Below are 15,857 nucleotides of genomic sequence, written 5' to 3'. Positions count from 1 at the left end.
GCCCTCATCGTGCCGCCGTAAACCAGCATGCGCAAAGCCCATTGCGCATGCTGCAACGACCGCTACTGGCTCGCCTCAATGCACCTCATCGACGAGCACATCCAGCGTCCAAGCCTTCCCGCCCCCCTTGGGCGCCTCCACCTCCACCACGTACCCCAGGTCCCGCAACGCCTCCACCAGCTCCGCCGGCCCCTTCGGAGTGACCCCGGACGCCAGCAGACTCCGTACGATCCGCCCCTTGGTCGCCTTGTTGAAGTGGCTGACCACCTTCCGCGTGGGCGCGTGCAGCACCCGCACGCTGGCCGTCCGCCCGGCCACGTCCCCCTTCGGCTTCCAGGCGGCGGCATAAGCGGAGGACCGCAGATCAAGCACGAGCCCACCCCCCGCGACCTCGGGCAGCACGTCCGCCATGGGCGCCCGCCAGTGCGCCCCCAGCGCCCCGAGCCCCGGCAGCTTGACGCCCATCGAGCAACGGTAGGAAGGAATACGGTCGTTGACCCGCACCGCACCCCACAGCCCCGAGAAGACGAGCAACGACCGGTTCGCCCGCTTCTTCGCGGCGGCGTCGAGCGACCCCAGCTCCAGGGCGTCGTACAGCACCCCCGTGTAGATCTCCCCGGCGGGCCGCGCCCCGGCCGCCATCAGCCCAGCGTTCTTGGCGACCTCCCCCCGCAACCCCTCACTCAGCCCCAGCACCTCACGTGCCTTGTCCTCGTCCCCGGCACACAGCTCCACCAGCTCACCGAGTACGGCCTCGCGGGCGGCGGTCAGCCCGGGCAGCGACAGCGACTCCAGCTTGAGCGGGGCACCACGGCCGGAGGAGGCCTTGCCTTCGGACGGCGGCAGCAGGACGAGCACGGAACGATCTCCTTCTCTTGAACTCCGGACAGCGTACGACCCCCGCCGTGCCTACCCTCCGTGTATGCCCCGCCGCCACATCCGCGTGACCGGCGCCCCCGAAGCCCCCCTCCGGGCCGCCCTCACCGCCCTGCGCACCGAACTGGCCGTAGCCGACGGCTCCCCACCCGAGGCCCTGACCGAGGCCGAGCAGGCCGCGAAGGCCCCCACCCTCCCGCCGTACGACGCCACGGCCATCCCCCTCTTCACGATCGACCCGTCCACCTGAGGAGGTTGACGTCGCGGCAGGGGCAAGGGAGCGGCTCCGCCGCCTGACGACGTCGATGATCGTGTGCCACGATCGAGGGAACGGGTCCCGATCTCATGGACAGGTGATCTTTCTATGTCCCAGTCTGGCGAGCGACCGAAGGAGGGGCGTGACATGACCGCTGTGGCGCACGAGCCCACCACGCCGGCCGAGGGGCTGCTGGCCATCTTCCTGTCCCTCGACACCCCGGAAGGGTTCCGGGCCGAACTGATCGAGGGGGAGATCGTCGTGACGCCGCCGCGGGACGGGGACCACGAGGACTACATCGGGCTGATCGTGAACCAGGTGATCAGACGGTCCAGGACCGACATGCAGTTCTCGGGGAACAAGGGCCTGAAGCTGCGGAGCGGTGGCGGCTGCCCGAAGGACCACGTGATCCCCGACGGCACTTTCGCCCCCACGCAGCTGCGGCTCTTTCGCGGTGCCGACTCCTGGATGCCCTGCGAGGGCGTTTCCATGGTGCTGGAGGTGACCTCCACCAAGCCGAGGGCCGACCGAGAGGCGAAGCGCCGCTGCTACGCCCGCGCAGCCCTCCCCCTCTACCTCCTCATCGACCGCGAGGCCTCATCCGTCACGCTGTTCAGCGACCCGGAGAAGGACGACTACCGGGAGCAGTGCACCCGCCCCCTCGGCAAGCCCCTCACCCTCCCCGAACCGTTCGCCTTCGACCTGGAGACAGCGGACTTTCTCTGACGCTCCCGGCGTTGCACCCTGAGCACGACGCGAAAGGGGGCGACGCATGGAACAGGCGCTGTGGACGAGGACACGGCTGGGCCGCTGCGGCCCCTCCCTCGACCTCCTGACCGCCCGCTTCGACAAGCACGTCTACTCGCCGCACGCCCACGACGAGTTCACGGTCGGCGTCTGCGTCGGCGGCTCGGAGGTCATCGACTACCGAGGCGGCCACATCCGCACGGGCCCGGGCTCGATCGTCGTCCTCGCCCCCGACGAGGTCCACACCGGCGGCCCGGGCAACGCGACCGACGGCTACGCCTACCGCGCCCTCTACGCCGACACCACCCTCCTCACGGACGGCACCCTCGGCGGCCTCCCCCACTTCCGCGACCCCCTGATAAACGACCCGGAACTGGCCGCAGCCATCCTCGCCACCCACACCGAACTGAGCGCCTGCCCCGACCCCCTGGAGACGGAGTCCCGCCTCCCCTGGCTCCTCACGGCCCTGGCCCGCCGTCACTCGACGGCCCGCCCCACCTGCGACCAGGTACCGGGCGCCGAGCGGATAGCACGGGTCGTACGAGACCGCCTGGCGGACGAACTCCTGGATCCCCCCTCCCTGGCAGCCCTCGCCACAGAGCTGGACCTCTCCCGCTACCAACTCCTTCGCGCCTTCCGTACGACGATGGGGATACCCCCGTACGCCTGGCTGGCCCAGCACCGCGTGACCCGAGCCCGCCGCCTCCTGGACGCGGGCCTGCGCCCGGCGGAGGTCGCGCCCCTGGTCGGCTTCGCGGACCAGGCACACCTGACGCGCTGGTTCCGGAGGGTGCTGGGGGTGACGCCGGCGGCGTACCGCAACAGCGTTCAAGACGGCCGGTAGCGCGCCGGCCGATTCTGTCCGCATGACTGCACGCGGCTGGTTCCTGTTCTCCCTGATGGGAGTGGTCTGGGGCATCCCGTACCTGATGATCAAGATAGCGGTGGACGCTCCGCTCTCCCCGTCCATGGTGGTCTTCACGCGATGCGCGCTGGGAGCGCTCCTGTTGCTCCCGTTCGCGCTGCGCGGCGGCGGCCTGCTCCGAGTCCTCCGCTCCCACTGGCTACCGATGCTGGCGTTCGCGTGCATAGAGATCATCGGCCCGTGGTTCACCCTCACGGACGCCGAACGCCACCTGTCCAGCTCGACGGCGGGCCTGCTGATAGCGGGCGTGCCAATAGTGGGCGTGATCCTGGCCCGCTTCTTCGGCAGCGCGGAGCGCCTGGGCGTACGCCGAATGGTGGGCCTGGGTCTGGGCCTGGCGGGCGTGGCCGTCCTCACCATCCCCCACCTCACAGGCGGAGACGCCCGCTCCCTGGGCGAGGTGTTCCTGACGGTCCTCGGCTACGCAACGGCCCCCCTGATCGCATCCCGCTGGCTGAAGGACGTCCCCACCCTGCAGCTAACAGCCCCGTGCCTGGCCCTCGCAGCCCTGGTGTACGCCCCGTCGGCGGCCCTCTCCTGGCCGTCCTCCGTCCCCTCCGCCTCGGTCCTGTCGGCCCTGCTGGGCCTGGGCGTGATCTGCACGGCCCTGGCCTTCGTCGCCTTCCTGGAACTGATCAAGGAGGTCGGCCCGACCCGGGCGACGGTCTTCACGTACGTCAACCCGGCGGTGGCGGTCGCGGCCGGGGCGCTGTTCCTGGGCGAGGACCTGACGTGGGGCATCGGAGCGGCGTTCACGCTCATCCTGGCGGGCTCGGTACTGGCGACGACGGCGGGTCCCCTGGCTGATGACCCCGTCGATCCGGACGATCCGTCCCGAGGCACCCGCACCCGCCGGGTAGCATGGTCATCACGGCAGACGAGCCGGGCGGACGGCCGCGTGGAGTCCCCTTGAGGGGTTTCCCGAGGAACGTCCGGGCTCCACAGGGCAGGGTGGTGGCTAACGGCCACCTGGGGCGACCCACGGGACAGTGCCACAGAAAACAAACCGCCCAGCACTTCGGTGCCGGGTAAGGGTGAAACGGCGGTGTAAGAGACCACCAGTGCCCAGGGTGACCTGGGCAGCTAGGTAAACCCCACCCGGAGCAAGGTCAAAAGGAGCGCCGTGAAAAGCGCTCTGCGGGGACGTTCGAGGGCTGCCCGCCCGAGCCCCCGGGTAGACCGCACGAGGCCGACGGCAACGCCGGCCCTAGATGGATGGCCGTCACCCCGGCACCCGCGAGGGACCGGGGAACAGAACCCGGCGTACAGCCCGACTCGTCTGCCCCCCTCTGGTGCTGACCGGCACGCCGGGCCGTGGGCACGGCTCGGGGGCGATATCCGGGACGTGCTGGCGAGCGACATCGACGCCTTGGTCGCCGTCGGCGATGTGGCCGAGTCGGAGGGCGGGTTGATGGCCACGAAGCCGGGACTCACCGCGGACGGTTGAATGTCGGCGGAGCAGGCACGGCAAGGCGTCAACAGCGGCCACCGGTACGAGTGTCAGTACCGCCAGGTACCCTCGAACACATCGTCAACGCGGCCCGACGGGCTTCCGCTCCACCTCGGTGGAGTTTCGAAGGACATGCCCCCACCCGCACGAGTCTTTTCGTGCTGCCTGGGGGAAGTCCTTGCTGTTCCGCGCGTCCGCGAAAACGGTCGCCGTCATGGCACTCGACGGTTCACTGTTCCTGCGCCTGACCGACAAGTTCGTCCACATGCACGGCTACCGGCCCGGTTCCTCGGAGGCGCGGTCCTGGGAACGCAGTATCCCGGTCCTGGCCGCCGCACTCAACGACGCCGGCCTGGGCGACGTTGAGGTCATGCTGGAGTACGCGCTCCCGCTGAACAGCAAGCGCGCCGACGTCGTTCTCGCGGGAGTCCATCCGGTCACGGGCGAACCGTCGTATGTAGTGGTGGAGTTGAAGCAGTGGAGCCAGGCACTGCCTCATGAGGACGACCCCACCCTGTGTCATGTCGACGCCTACGCACATCCGGTCCTCAACCCCATCGAGCAGGTACGCCGCTACTGCGAATACCTGGTCAATTTCAACGGGGCGGTGGCCGAACACAGGCACCGGGTCTCCGGAGTGGCGTACCTGCACAACGCCACCGAATTCGGCGTGACCGGTCTCCGCGAGATCGAGCGTGGTGGTCACGGACTCCTCTTCACCGAGGAGCGTCGGGGTGCCTTCCTCGACCACCTTCGTACGAGGCTGAGCGACAAGCACCCAGGGGCCCGGGCAGCGGACGAACTCCGCGCCGGCGCCACGGTGCCCTCGAAGCAGCTCATGTCAGTGGCGGCTGAGGAGGTGCGCGAGCGCACCCAGTTCGTCCTCCTCGACGAGCAGCAGGTCGCGTACCGCATGGTGCTCAACGCGGTGGAGAAGGCGAAGCACGCCGACCGCAAGGAGGTCGTCATCGTCACGGGCGGCCCCGGCACCGGCAAGAGCGTGATCGCTCTTCAACTGCTCGGTGAGCTCTACCGGCGCGGGGTCCCGGCACTGCACGCCACCGGCTCGCAGTCGTTCACGAAGACGATGAGGAAGATCGCCGGAGCGCGCAGGCGCGAGGTCCAGGACCTCTTCAAGTACTTCAACAGCTTCATGACGGCCGAGAAGAACAGCCTGGGTGCCCTGATCTGCGACGAGGCACACCGTATCCGGGAGACCTCGGCCAACCGCTTCACGCGCGCCGCGCACCGTAACGGCAGGGCGCAGATCGACGAACTCATCGACGTCGCCTACGTGCCCGTCTTCTTCCTCGACGAGCACCAGGTCGTCCGCCCCGGCGAGATGGGCACCGTGGCGGACATCAAGGCGGCGGCGGCGAAGCGGGGCATCCCCTGCAACGTCGTCCCACTGGACAGCCAGTTCCGCTGCGGTGGCAGCGACGCCTACCTGCGCTGGGTGGTCCGTCTCCTCGGCCTGGAGTCGGGCGGGCCGGTCGTATGGGAGCCCGACGGTCGTATGCAGTTGCTGGTCGCCGACAGCCCGCAGGAGATGGAAGCCTTCTTGGAGGCTCGTCGTACCCAGGGCTACGGGGCCCGCATGTCCGCGGGCTACTGCTGGCGCTGGTCCCCGGAACCCAAGCCCGGCGATCCGCTCCCGCCCGACGTCGTCATCGGCGACTGGGCCCGTCCTTGGAACCTGCGCGGGGACCGAGCCGTTTCCGGCGCGCCCCCGGCCGCCCTGTGGGCCACCGACCCGGCCGGCTTCGGGCAGGTCGGTTGCGTTTACACAGCCCAGGGCTTCGAGTACGACTGGTCCGGCGTCATCATCGGCCCCGATCTCGTCTGGCGCGGCGACCGCTGGATGACGGACCGTACGGCGTCGAAGGACCCGGTGTTCAAGAAGTCCACTGCCGACACCGACGTGGACCGCCTGATCCGAAACACGTACAAGGTGCTGCTGACCCGGGGGATGGTGGGCACGATCGTGTACTCGACAGACCCGGAGACACGAGACAAGCTGCGGGAGCTTACGGGTGGACCGGCACGGGAAGCCGCGCCGGTCTGACCGGACGGTCGCGTGCGTTCAGATGTCGTGTGAAGCCCAGACAGGGGAATTCCGCTGGGCTTCGCGCAGAAAGCGGTCGACGTCGAATTCATGCTTGCTCAGCCGGTACCGAGCGGTGTCCAAGTGGTGTTCTTCGAAGAGATGCCGATACCAGGGCAGGAGAACGAACGCCTCGACGCTCAGCTCGAGGCGGCAGGCCTCCCACAGTGTGGTGAAACCGTCCGAGGCGTTGCCACCGCGCAGGAGCTGCTTGGCGGCGCCCACGCCGCCCAGCTCACCCAGCATCTGGACGAACCGCGTGGGGTTGTAGCCAATTTCACGCTTGAGGCGTTCGGCGCCCCTGCGCATGTCGCCGTGGAACCTTTTCTCTGCTTCGCTCGGCATCCGTCTGCCCCCCCTGACCTGGTACCCGTGTCGAGACGAAGGATCTCACCACTGCCCCCCTTCGTGCGGCGAGGAACAGAACGTCGGACCCTGGCGACAGGTGCCCTCGGATGTGGTTGGCACGTTCCGTGCGTCCGGCGCAAGTGAGGTAGAGCTCCCAATTCCGGCCGTTCGGGCCCTATGTCCCATAGGCCCGTCCTTCATCACCCCTTCTCATGTCGCAGGCAGGGACTAGGATCTGCATCCTGGGTCTGACCATGGGGAACGGGTGACCCTCGCAGGACTCAGGGAGTGGGGAACAGGCATGCGGGAAGGCCGGTGGGTCACGGTCACCGATTCCGAGTTCGATCACGAACGCCGCGGCCTGGAGGCGATCCGGGAGAAGCTGCCGGACTCCGACCCGTGGCGGGCCTGGTCGAACTTCACGTTCACCGCGAACACCGGCCACGTCCGCGAGGTCGACCTGTTGGTCGTCGCCCCCGGTGGCGTCTGCATGATCGAGCTGAAGGACTGGCACGGCTCGGTCACCTCCGAGAACGGCACCTGGGTGCAGACGACGCCGGGAGGCCGGCGTCGTACCCACGGCAACCCCCTGCACCTGGTCAACAAGAAGGCCAAGGAACTGGCCGGTCTGCTCGCTCAGAACAGCAAGCGGGTGTGGGTCGGCGAGGCCGTCTGCTTCACCGACAACAGCCTCCGCGTGCGGCTGCCCGCCCACGACCAGAACGGCGTGTACACCGTCCACCAGCTGGTCGAGATGCTGGGGCAGCCCCCGCGTGACGAGCGGCGCCGCATCACCGCGATCGGCTCGCGTGAGATCGCGGCGGCCCTGAAGAACATCGGCATCCGCAAGAGCGACGCGCAGTACAAGGTCGGCCCGTACGAGCTGGACCAGAAGTCCTTCGACTCCGGACGCACCTGGGCGGACTACCTCGCCCGCCACAGCGACCTCCCCGAGGCCGCCCGCGTCCGCATCTACCTCAGCGAGCGCGGCTCGGACGCCTCCCTGCGCCAGTCCGTGGAGAACGCCGCCCGGCGCGAGGCCGCGGTGCTGGGACGCTTCAGGCATCCGGGCGTCGTCCAGCTCAAGCAGTACTTCCCCTCTGGCCACGCGGCCGGCCCCGCGCTGATCTTCGACTACCACCCGGACACGCTGAAGCTGGACGAGTACCTGGTCCAGTACGGCGAGAAGCTGGACATCCTCGGCAGGATGGCGCTGGTCCGCCAGCTCGCCGAGACCATGCGTTCCGCGCACGCCAGCCGCATCCACCACCGGGCGCTCGCCGCCCGCTCCGTCCACGTCGTCCCCCGCCCGCGCGGCCGGAAGGGGCAGGCCGTGGGGGAGGAGTCCGCCTGGCTCACCCCGCAGCTGCAGATCTCCGACTGGCAGATCGCCACCCAGCGCACCGGCGACTCCTCCCAGGGCCAGGGCATGACCCGCTTCGCGCCGACCGCCCTGTCCGCCATGCACCTGGCCGACGACGCCGACGCCTACCTCGCCCCCGAGCTCACCGCCCTCAACCCCGACCCGGTCCACCTCGACGTGTACGGGCTCGGCGTCCTCACCTACCTGCTCGTCACCGGCAAGGCCCCGGCCGCCAGCCAGGCCGAGCTGCTGGCCCGCCTGGAGGCGGGGGAGGGCCTGCGCCCCAGTTCCCTGGTGGACGGGCTGTCGGAGGACGTGGACGAGCTGGTGCAGGCCGCCACCGCCTACCGGCCGGGCCAGCGCCTGTCCAGCGTGGACGAGTTCCTGGACATGTTGGAGTACGTCGAGGACTCCCTGACCGCCCCGGCCCAGGCGGCCACCGGGACGGAGGGCCCGGGCGAGGAGGACGGGACCGCCGCCGACAAGGACCCGCTGGAGGCCGTCGCCGGTGACGTGCTGGCCGGCCGGTGGGAGGTCCGCCGCCGCCTCGGCACCGGTTCCACCAGCCGCGCCTTCCTCGTCCGCGACCTCGAGGCCGAGGCCCGCAGGACCCGCCCGCTGGCCGTGCTCAAGGTCGCCCTCTCCGACAGCCGCGGCGAGATCCTGGCCCGCGAGGCCGAGGCCATGGGCCGCTTGCGCCCCCACTCCGGCATCATCCGCCTCGTCGAACCCGAGCCGCTGCACATCGGCGGCCGTACGGTCCTGGCGCTGGAGTACGTCGGCGACGAACGCGACGACAACGGGCAGGCCGCCGAGGGCGGGGCCCGCCGGCGCCCCCGCGAGGAGACCGTCGCCCGCCAGCTCCGTGAGAACGGCCGCCTCCAGGTCGACCAGCTGGAGGCGTACGGCGACTACCTCTTCGGCGCCGTCGACTTCCTGGAGGGCGAGGGCGTCTGGCACCGCGACATCAAGCCGGACAACATCGCCGTCCGCATCCGCCCCAACCGCACCCGCGAACTCGTCCTCATCGACTTCTCCCTCGCCGGCTACCCCGCGAAGAACACCGACGCGGGCACCGAGGGCTACCTCGACCCCTTCGTCGACGTCATCACCCGCGGCTCGTACGACTCGCACGCCGAGCGGTACGCCGTCGCCGTCACCCTGCACCAGATGGCCTCCGGCGAACTGCCCAAGTGGGGCGACGGCAGCGTCCTGCCCCGCATGACCGACGCGAAGGAGTGGCCGCACCCGACCATCGCGGCCGAGGCCTTCGACCCGGCCGTACGGGACGGTCTCGTCGCCTTCTTCCAGAAGGCCCTGCACCGCGACGCGAGCAAGCGGTTCCCCGAGCTGAAGCCGATGCGGGACGCCTGGCGCAAGGTCTTCCTCGACGCCTCCCAGACCGTCCCCTCCAGCCACCGCACCCGCTCCCCGGCCCCGGCCGCCACGACCACCGGGGAGGGGACGCCCGCCGAGGGCACCGCCGCGGCGATCGCGGACGCCGAGCCGGAGACCGCCGAGCAGCAGCGCGACCGGCTCGCCGCCGAGGTCTCCCGGGACACCCCGCTGACCGTCTCCGGCCTCACCCCCGCCGCCCAGTCCTTCCTGTACGGCCTGGGCATCACGACGGTCGGTGAACTCCTCGACTACAGCCGCCGCAAGCTCGTCAACGCCCCCGGCCTGGGCGCCAAGACCCGCAACGAGGTCCAGCAGCGCCAGCGCGAGTGGGGCGAGCGGCTGCGCGAGATCCCCGTCTCCCCGCTCACCCCGAAGGGGCGTGCGGAGGCGAAGGAGGAGCTGGAGCAGCTCACCGCCGCCGAGTCGGCCGTCGCCGGACAACTCGCCACGGGACCGGCGGCGGGCGCACTGTCCCCCCGCACGCTGCGCTCGGTCAGCCTCGACACCCTCGCCACCGTCTTCGTGCCCGCCGTCAACAACAACGGCTCCAACCGCAACAAGGCCGAGATGGTGCGGCTGCTGCTGCGCCTGCCCGACGAGCACGGCGTCCTGCCCGACATCGGCGTCTGGCCGAAGCAGAAGGACGTCGCGGAGGCCCTTGGCCTGAGCCAGGGCCGTATCCCGCAGATGCTCAAGGAGGAGCGCAAGCGCTGGAAGGCCGAGCCCGCCGTCCAGGCACTGCGCGAGGAGATCATCGACCTGCTCGTCAGCATGGGCCGCGTCGCCTCGGCGGTCGAGATCGCCGACGCGCTCGCCGTCCGGCGCGGCACGCACCTCGCCGGGCGTGAGCAGCGGCGCGCGATGGCCCTGGCGGCCGTACGGGCCGTGGTGGAGATAGAACAACTCCTGCCCCAGGAAGCCGAGTTCCAGCACCAGCCGAACCGCAAGGCGACGGACGAGTCCCTCGGCGCCGGCCTGCTTGCCCTCGACGTACGCGACAACGACGGCCCGGACACCCCGACCGCGCCCGGCCTGCTGGAGTACGCGACCCGGCTGGGCAAGACGGCGGACCGGCAGGCGAGGCTGGACACCCTGCCGACGGCGGCCACCGTCCTGGCCGAGCTGGGCGCGCTGACGGTCCCGCCGGGCGCGGTGGACTGGGACGAGCGGCGCATGGTGGAGCTGGCGGCCGCGGCATCGGTGAACGCGGCTGCCACTCCCCGCCTGGAGATCTATCCGCGTGACCTGCCGCTGGTCCGGGCGCTGCGCCTCACGCAGGCGGGGCTCGTCCGCTGGATTCCGGGCGTACCGGAGGGCCGGCAGCCCGGCCTGACCGGCGAGGACGTGCACGAGCGGGTGCGCGCCCGCTTCCCCGAACTGGTCGTCCCGGACGGGCGGGGCGGCGCCACCCACGAACTGCCGACCGGCGGCCCCCTCACCAAGGCCCTGCGCGACGCGGGCTTCGAACTGTCGCTCAGCATGCGCGAGGACACGGGCACGCTGCGGTACCTGCCGACGCGGGTCGACGACGCGTCCAGCTATCTCACGACGGGTGCGTGGCGGCAGTCGACGCGTCCGGGGGCGGTGACGCGGTACGCGGACGACCCGCAGCTCGCGGATGCGGTGCGCGCGGAGGAACGGCTGCTGGCGTCGGCCCGCCGGGACGGGTACCGGGTGCTGACGGTGGGGCAGCGGTCGGTGCGGCAGGCCGTGGCCGGGCTGGGCAGCGAACGGCTGGGGGCCGAGGCGGTCTCGGTGACCGAGCTGTTCCTTCAGGCCCTGCACGCGCAGGTCACGCCGGGCACCAAGCCCACGTGGGAGACCCTGCTCAAGGCGGACGCCGCCGAGGCGGGCTCGAAGGGTGCGGTGCGGTTCGCCGAGTACGCGCGGACGGCGTGGGGCTCGGTGGAGCCCCGGATCGTGGAGCTGCTGCGCAACGGTGGCGGTGTTTCGGCTCCTGGTCCTGTGCTGCTGACCGAGGCCGGGGTGTTCGCGCGGTACGACGCGATGGGCGTCCTGGACCGGCTCGCGTCGGCGGCCCGGCGGGGCGGGCGGGGGCTGTGGCTCCTGGTCCCGCAGGCCGACCCGACGCGTGAGCCCCGGCTCGGGCAGGTCGCCGTGCCGTACCAGGCCGGCCTGGGGGAGTGGATCCAGCTTCCGGACACGTGGGTGGGCAACGCCCATCGTGGATCCGGCGAGGTTGTGGCAAGCGGTGTCGAGGGAGACGTCAAGTGATCGACCGCAAGGCTCTGTTGGACGACCTGAAGCAGCAGGTCAAGGCGGTCGAGACCGACCTCGGGCGACAGGTGAAGGCGCTGGGCGATGTCAATGCGCGGCTGAGGGCCGAGTACGACCAGGCGCGCAAGCTCGGGCGTACGGCGGCGACGTGGACCTCGTGGCTCGACGAGCGGGTCACGCAGGTCGCGGTGGCGTGGGTGCTGGGCACTGTGTTCGTGCGGTTCTGCGAGGACAACCGGCTGATCCCGGAGCCGTACCTGACGGGGCCGGACGGCGACCGGCGGGAGCTGGCGGAGTCGCGGTACGACGCGTACGTGGAGACGGACGACAACCCGACGTACCGGGGGTGGCTGGAGAAGGCGTTCGAGGAACTGGGGCAGGGCCAGGCAGGCCGGCTTCTCTTCGACAAGCGGCACAACCCGCTGTACCAGATCCCGCTCTCGCATGACGGGGCGCGGGAGTTGGTCGAGTTCTGGCGGGGGAGGGATGAGGCGGGTGTCCTCGTCCATGACTTCACCGACCCGCTGAACGAGGACGGCACGGAGGGGTGGGACACGCGGTTCCTGGGGGACCTGTACCAGGACCTGAGTGAGGCTGCGCGGAAGACGTACGCGCTGCTCCAGACGCCGGAGTTCGTGGAGGAGTTCATCCTCGACCGGACTATGACCCCGGCGGTGCGGGAGTTCGGGTACGAGGGCCTGAAGATGATCGACCCTACGTGTGGGTCGGGGCACTTTGTGTTGGGGGCGTTTCGGCGGCTCGTGCGGCTGTGGGCTGAGGGGCAGCCTGTGCGGGATGTGCATGAGCGGGTGCGGGCTGCGCTGGACTCGGTGCACGGGGTGGACATCAACCCGTTCGCGGTGGCCATTGCGCGGTTCCGGTTGTTGGTTGCAGCCATGGCCACGAGCGGTGTGCGGACACTGGCGGAGGCAGCGAAGTACGAGTGGCCGATTCATCTGGCGGTGGGGGACTCGCTCATCAAGGCGCGGCAGTTGGAGCTGACGCTGGGCGGGGATGAGGACGGGGTGGACGATCCGCTGGCCTCGTTTGCTTACGAGACGGAGGATGTACACGAGCACCCGGGGATTTTGCAGCAAGGGCGCTACCATGTGGTTGTAGGAAACCCTCCGTACATTACGGTCAAGGATAAGCAGCTAAACCAACTGTACCGTGATCTGTACAAGAGCTGCGCCATGGAGTTTGCGCTGTCAGTTCCTTTTGTCGAGCGTTTTTTTGAGCTGGCGAAGCGTGGGGGCGGCGACGGCAGCGGATACGGGATGGTCGGCCAAATTACCGCAAATTCCTTCATGAAGCGAGAGTTTGGCGTCAAGTTGGTGCAGAATTACTTCGCCCACGACGTTGAGTTGACGGAGGTGATCGATACTTCTGGTGCCTACATTCCGGGGCACGGTACGCCTACTGTTATTCTGGTCGGTCGGCGCCGTGGTGGAACTCAAAGATCACCTATGGTTCGAGCTGTCCGAGGTGTGCAGGGAGAGCCATCTGCCCCTCAAAACGCCGAGGAGGGATATGTTTGGCGCTCCATTATTGAGCACGTGGATATTTCTCCGTCGCGAAGTCAGTGGGTCTCAGTGGATGACCTGCCTCGTTCGGAGTTTTTTAACAAGCACCCTTGGATCTTGGGGGACGGTGGGCGTGAGCTGATTTCGCAGATGGAGGGTGCGATGGCCGGTCGACTCCGGTCGGAGCTTGCATGCGGAGTTGGGTTCGGCGCGATCTCTGGGGAAGATGGGGCATTCTTCTTGCCCGGTGCATCTGTCGCGCGTCGTCGCAGTTTGGAAAGTGCCGTGCCGATGATTACCGGTGAAGCGGTGCGGGATTACTGTATTTCGCCGGGGATCTATACGGCTTGGCCGTATGGCAGGGGCGGCAACCTCCTTTCTTCGAGCCAAGCGTCCAACGTCGTGCGATTCCTGTGGCCTAACCGGCAGGCTCTTTGGAATCGTAAGCGGTTTGGTAAGATTGTCTCCTCCATTCCCGGGTTTTCCTGGTATGAGTATAGGGAGTTTTATCGCGACAAATTTAAGACGCCTTTGTCAATCGTCTTTCCCTTTGTTGCCACTCATAATCACTTTGTTCTGGCGCGGGAAGGCGTGGTTTTCAATCGTCATGCCCCCATGGTGAAGTTGAAAGAGGAGGCTGCTGAGGAGGACTACTTGAGCCTGCTTGGGCTGTTGAACAGCTCGATTGCAGGGTATTGGCTACGGCAGGTTAGTCATGACAAAGGGCGGCCTGGTGCTGATGTTGCCGGTGCTGATGAACCGTGGGAGCATCGGTTCGAGTTCACTGGTACCAAGCTGGAAGAATTCCCGCTACCTTCTGCACTGCCGGTGACGCTTGGCGCTACCCTTCATGGCCTTGCCGAGCAGTTGGCTTCCACTAGCCCCTCAGTCATTGCATCCAGCACCGTGCCAACGACGGCTGCGCTGCGTGAAGGTCGAAATAATTGGGAGTCAATTCGTGGCCGAATGATTGCCGTTCAGGAGGAGCTGGACTGGCAGGTCTATGCCCTCTATGGGCTTCTCGACCAGGAGATCATTGCTTCTGTCGATACCCCCGAGATCACGCCCGCCCAACGCGCCTTCGCTATCGTTCTGGCCCGCAAGTTGGAAAGTGGTGAGGTCAACACTTCTTGGTTCAAGCACCACAACCACAAGTTCGCCCCCATCACGGAAATCCCAGAACACTGGCCCGCTGCCTACCGAGAAGTTGTCCAGAAGCGGATCGACGCCATTGAGTCGAACCGCGCCATCGGCATGGTCGAGCGCCCCGAGTACAAGCGCCGCTGGGCCACCGAGGGCTGGGACGCGCTCCAGGAGAAGGCCCTCCGTTCCTGGCTGCTCGACCGGATGGAGAACCGCGACCACTGGTCCGACGAGAACGGTCAGCCCACCATCCTGACGCTGGCCCGCCTCACCGACGCCCTCTCCCGCGACGAGGACTTCGTCTCCGTCGCCAAGCTCTACGCGCCCCGCAAGGAACTCGCCAAGGTCGTCGCCGAACTGATCACCGACGAGCATGTGCCGTTCCTCTCCGCCCTGCGCTACAAGCCCTCGGGCATGAAGAAGCGCGCCGACTGGGAAGAGGTGTGGGACCTCCAGCGCAAGGAGGACGCCGCGCCCGACGAGCCTGCCAAGCGGAAGATCCGGGACTCCATCCCCGTACCGCCGAAGTACACCTCGGCCGACTTCCTCCGCCCCTCCTACTGGAGGGCGCGCGGCAAGCTCGACGTGCCCAAGGAGCGGTTCATCTCCTACGGGCAGACCAACGCCGCGACCCCCGAGCTGTACGGATGGGCCGGCTGGGACCACCGGGAGCAGGCGCAGGCCCTCGCCACGTACTTCACCAACACCGCGCTGTCTACCGAGGAGATCACGCCGTTCCTCGCTGGCCTGCTGGAGCTCCAGCCGTGGTTGTACCAGTGGCACAACGAGTTCGACATGCTCTACAGCGGCTCCCCGGCGGACTTCTTCGCCGGGTATCGCCAGCAGAAGCAGGGCGAGCACGGACTCACCGACGACGACCTCCGTAACTGGCGTCCCCAGGCCGCAACCCGAGGCCGTCGCGCTGCCGTGAAGAAGTAGCCGGAAATGACTCGGTGTTGTGCCTGTACGCCGATGCCGAGTCTGTCGGAGCAGGGGCCGCCGGGGGCGTGTGCGGGTGGCCTCCGGTTCGTACGCGCAGCTCGGCCCACACGGTCTTGCCGGGGGCGGCCGGGCGAGGGGTGACGCCCCAGTCGTCCGCGAGGGCGGCGACGAGGTGGAGGCCGCGGCCGGACTCGGACAGGGCGTCGGGGGCCGGGTGAGTGGACGAGGGCTGTTTCTCGGCGCGGGTGTCGGAGACCTCGATTCGGAACATGCCCTCGGCCAGGGTGAGTTGGAGGTGGAAGTCCCGGCCGGCTACGTGGCCGTGGCGTACGGCGTTGGCGCTGAGTTCGGCCGTGATGAGGGTGAGGGTCTCGTTGACCGGGGTCGTGTAGGGGTGGCCCCAGTCGTTCAGGCGGTGCGAGACCAGTCGGCGGGCGAGGCGCGCACCGCGTGGGGTCGATGTGAAGCGCATGGTGAACTCGCGTTCGAGTGCGGGGTGCTGTGGCATATGCCCGTTCGGGGGAGTTGCTGACTTCATGCAGTC

Annotated in this window: 8 protein-coding genes, 1 other RNA gene and 2 pseudogenes; 8 read left to right on the top strand and 3 right to left on the bottom strand. The window is 68.7% G+C overall.

Annotation, left to right across the window (positions count from 1 at the left end):
* Window positions 1-75: 75 nt before the first annotated feature.
* Window positions 76-858 carry a peroxide stress protein YaaA gene (yaaA, locus tag MKW14_RS31120; RefSeq protein ID WP_240868222.1) on the bottom strand — a complete coding sequence of 261 codons (783 nt, stop codon included), beginning with the start codon at window positions 856-858 and terminating at the stop codon, window positions 76-78.
* A gap of 64 nt (window positions 859-922) precedes the next feature.
* Between yaaA and MKW14_RS31115 the strand changes: the two are divergent.
* From MKW14_RS31115 to MKW14_RS31095, 6 genes and pseudogenes are all read left to right on the top strand, one after another.
* Window positions 923-1,123 (top strand): annotated as a pseudogene (locus tag MKW14_RS31115) (RNB domain-containing ribonuclease); the annotation flags it as partial.
* Window positions 1,124-1,279: 156 nt separating this feature from the next.
* Window positions 1,280-1,858, top strand: coding sequence for a Uma2 family endonuclease (locus MKW14_RS31110; protein WP_240868220.1), 579 nt, complete (start codon window positions 1,280-1,282; stop codon window positions 1,856-1,858).
* Window positions 1,859-1,904: 46 nt separating this feature from the next.
* Entirely contained in the window at window positions 1,905-2,723 is an 819-nt protein-coding gene (locus MKW14_RS31105) for an AraC family transcriptional regulator (RefSeq protein ID WP_240868217.1), read from the top strand.
* A gap of 22 nt (window positions 2,724-2,745) precedes the next feature.
* Window positions 2,746-3,531 (top strand): annotated as a pseudogene (locus MKW14_RS41650) (DMT family transporter); the annotation flags it as partial.
* 151 nt (window positions 3,532-3,682) lie between these two features.
* Window positions 3,683-4,086: RNase P RNA component class A (gene rnpB / locus MKW14_RS31100), an RNA gene on the top strand.
* Between the two features lie 346 nt (window positions 4,087-4,432).
* Entirely contained in the window at window positions 4,433-6,319 is a 1,887-nt protein-coding gene (locus tag MKW14_RS31095; RefSeq protein ID WP_240868215.1) for a DNA/RNA helicase domain-containing protein, read from the top strand.
* 18 nt (window positions 6,320-6,337) lie between these two features.
* On the opposite strand, the gene MKW14_RS31090 is transcribed toward MKW14_RS31095, so the two are convergent.
* A complete protein-coding gene (locus tag MKW14_RS31090) occupies window positions 6,338-6,703 on the bottom strand; it encodes a hypothetical protein (protein WP_240868213.1) in 366 nt (121 codons plus the stop codon).
* Between the two features lie 304 nt (window positions 6,704-7,007).
* Here MKW14_RS31090 and pglW point away from each other — a divergent pair, with 304 nt between their 5' ends.
* The gene (gene pglW / locus MKW14_RS31085; RefSeq protein ID WP_240868211.1) at window positions 7,008-11,702 is read left to right on the top strand and encodes a BREX system serine/threonine kinase PglW; all 4,695 of its coding nucleotides are present in this window, start codon (window positions 7,008-7,010) and stop codon (window positions 11,700-11,702) included.
* A complete protein-coding gene (gene pglX / locus MKW14_RS31080; protein ID WP_240868209.1) occupies window positions 11,699-15,310 on the top strand; it encodes a BREX-2 system adenine-specific DNA-methyltransferase PglX in 3,612 nt (1,203 codons plus the stop codon). The genes pglW and pglX overlap by 4 nt, the downstream gene beginning before the upstream one ends.
* Here the strand turns inward: pglX and MKW14_RS31075 are convergent.
* Window positions 15,237-15,821 (bottom strand): ATP-binding protein, encoded by a 585-nt coding sequence (locus MKW14_RS31075; protein ID WP_374116619.1) that lies wholly within the window; start codon window positions 15,819-15,821, stop codon window positions 15,237-15,239. The genes pglX and MKW14_RS31075 overlap by 74 nt on opposite strands.
* Window positions 15,822-15,857: the final 36 nt, after the last annotated feature.

Source organism: Streptomyces gilvus (genome assembly GCF_022513565.1).
Taxonomy (GTDB): Bacteria; Actinomycetota; Actinomycetes; order Streptomycetales; family Streptomycetaceae; genus Streptomyces; species Streptomyces gilvus.
This window is presented reverse-complemented; position numbering and strand designations above follow the sequence as displayed.

What these genes read in the sequence shown, in the direction of transcription:
- MKW14_RS31110 (WP_240868220.1), top strand. Translation starts at nt 1,280, where the DNA reads ATGACCGCTGTGGCGCACGAGCCCACCACGCCGGCCGAGGGGCTGCTG.
- MKW14_RS31105 (WP_240868217.1), top strand. Translation starts at nt 1,905, where the DNA reads ATGGAACAGGCGCTGTGGACGAGGACACGGCTGGGCCGCTGCGGCCCC.
- MKW14_RS31090 (WP_240868213.1), bottom strand. Translation starts at nt 6,703, where the DNA reads ATGCCGAGCGAAGCAGAGAAAAGGTTCCACGGCGACATGCGCAGGGGC.
- pglW (WP_240868211.1), top strand. Translation starts at nt 7,008, where the DNA reads ATGCGGGAAGGCCGGTGGGTCACGGTCACCGATTCCGAGTTCGATCAC.
- MKW14_RS31075 (WP_374116619.1), bottom strand. Translation starts at nt 15,821, where the DNA reads ATGCCACAGCACCCCGCACTCGAACGCGAGTTCACCATGCGCTTCACA.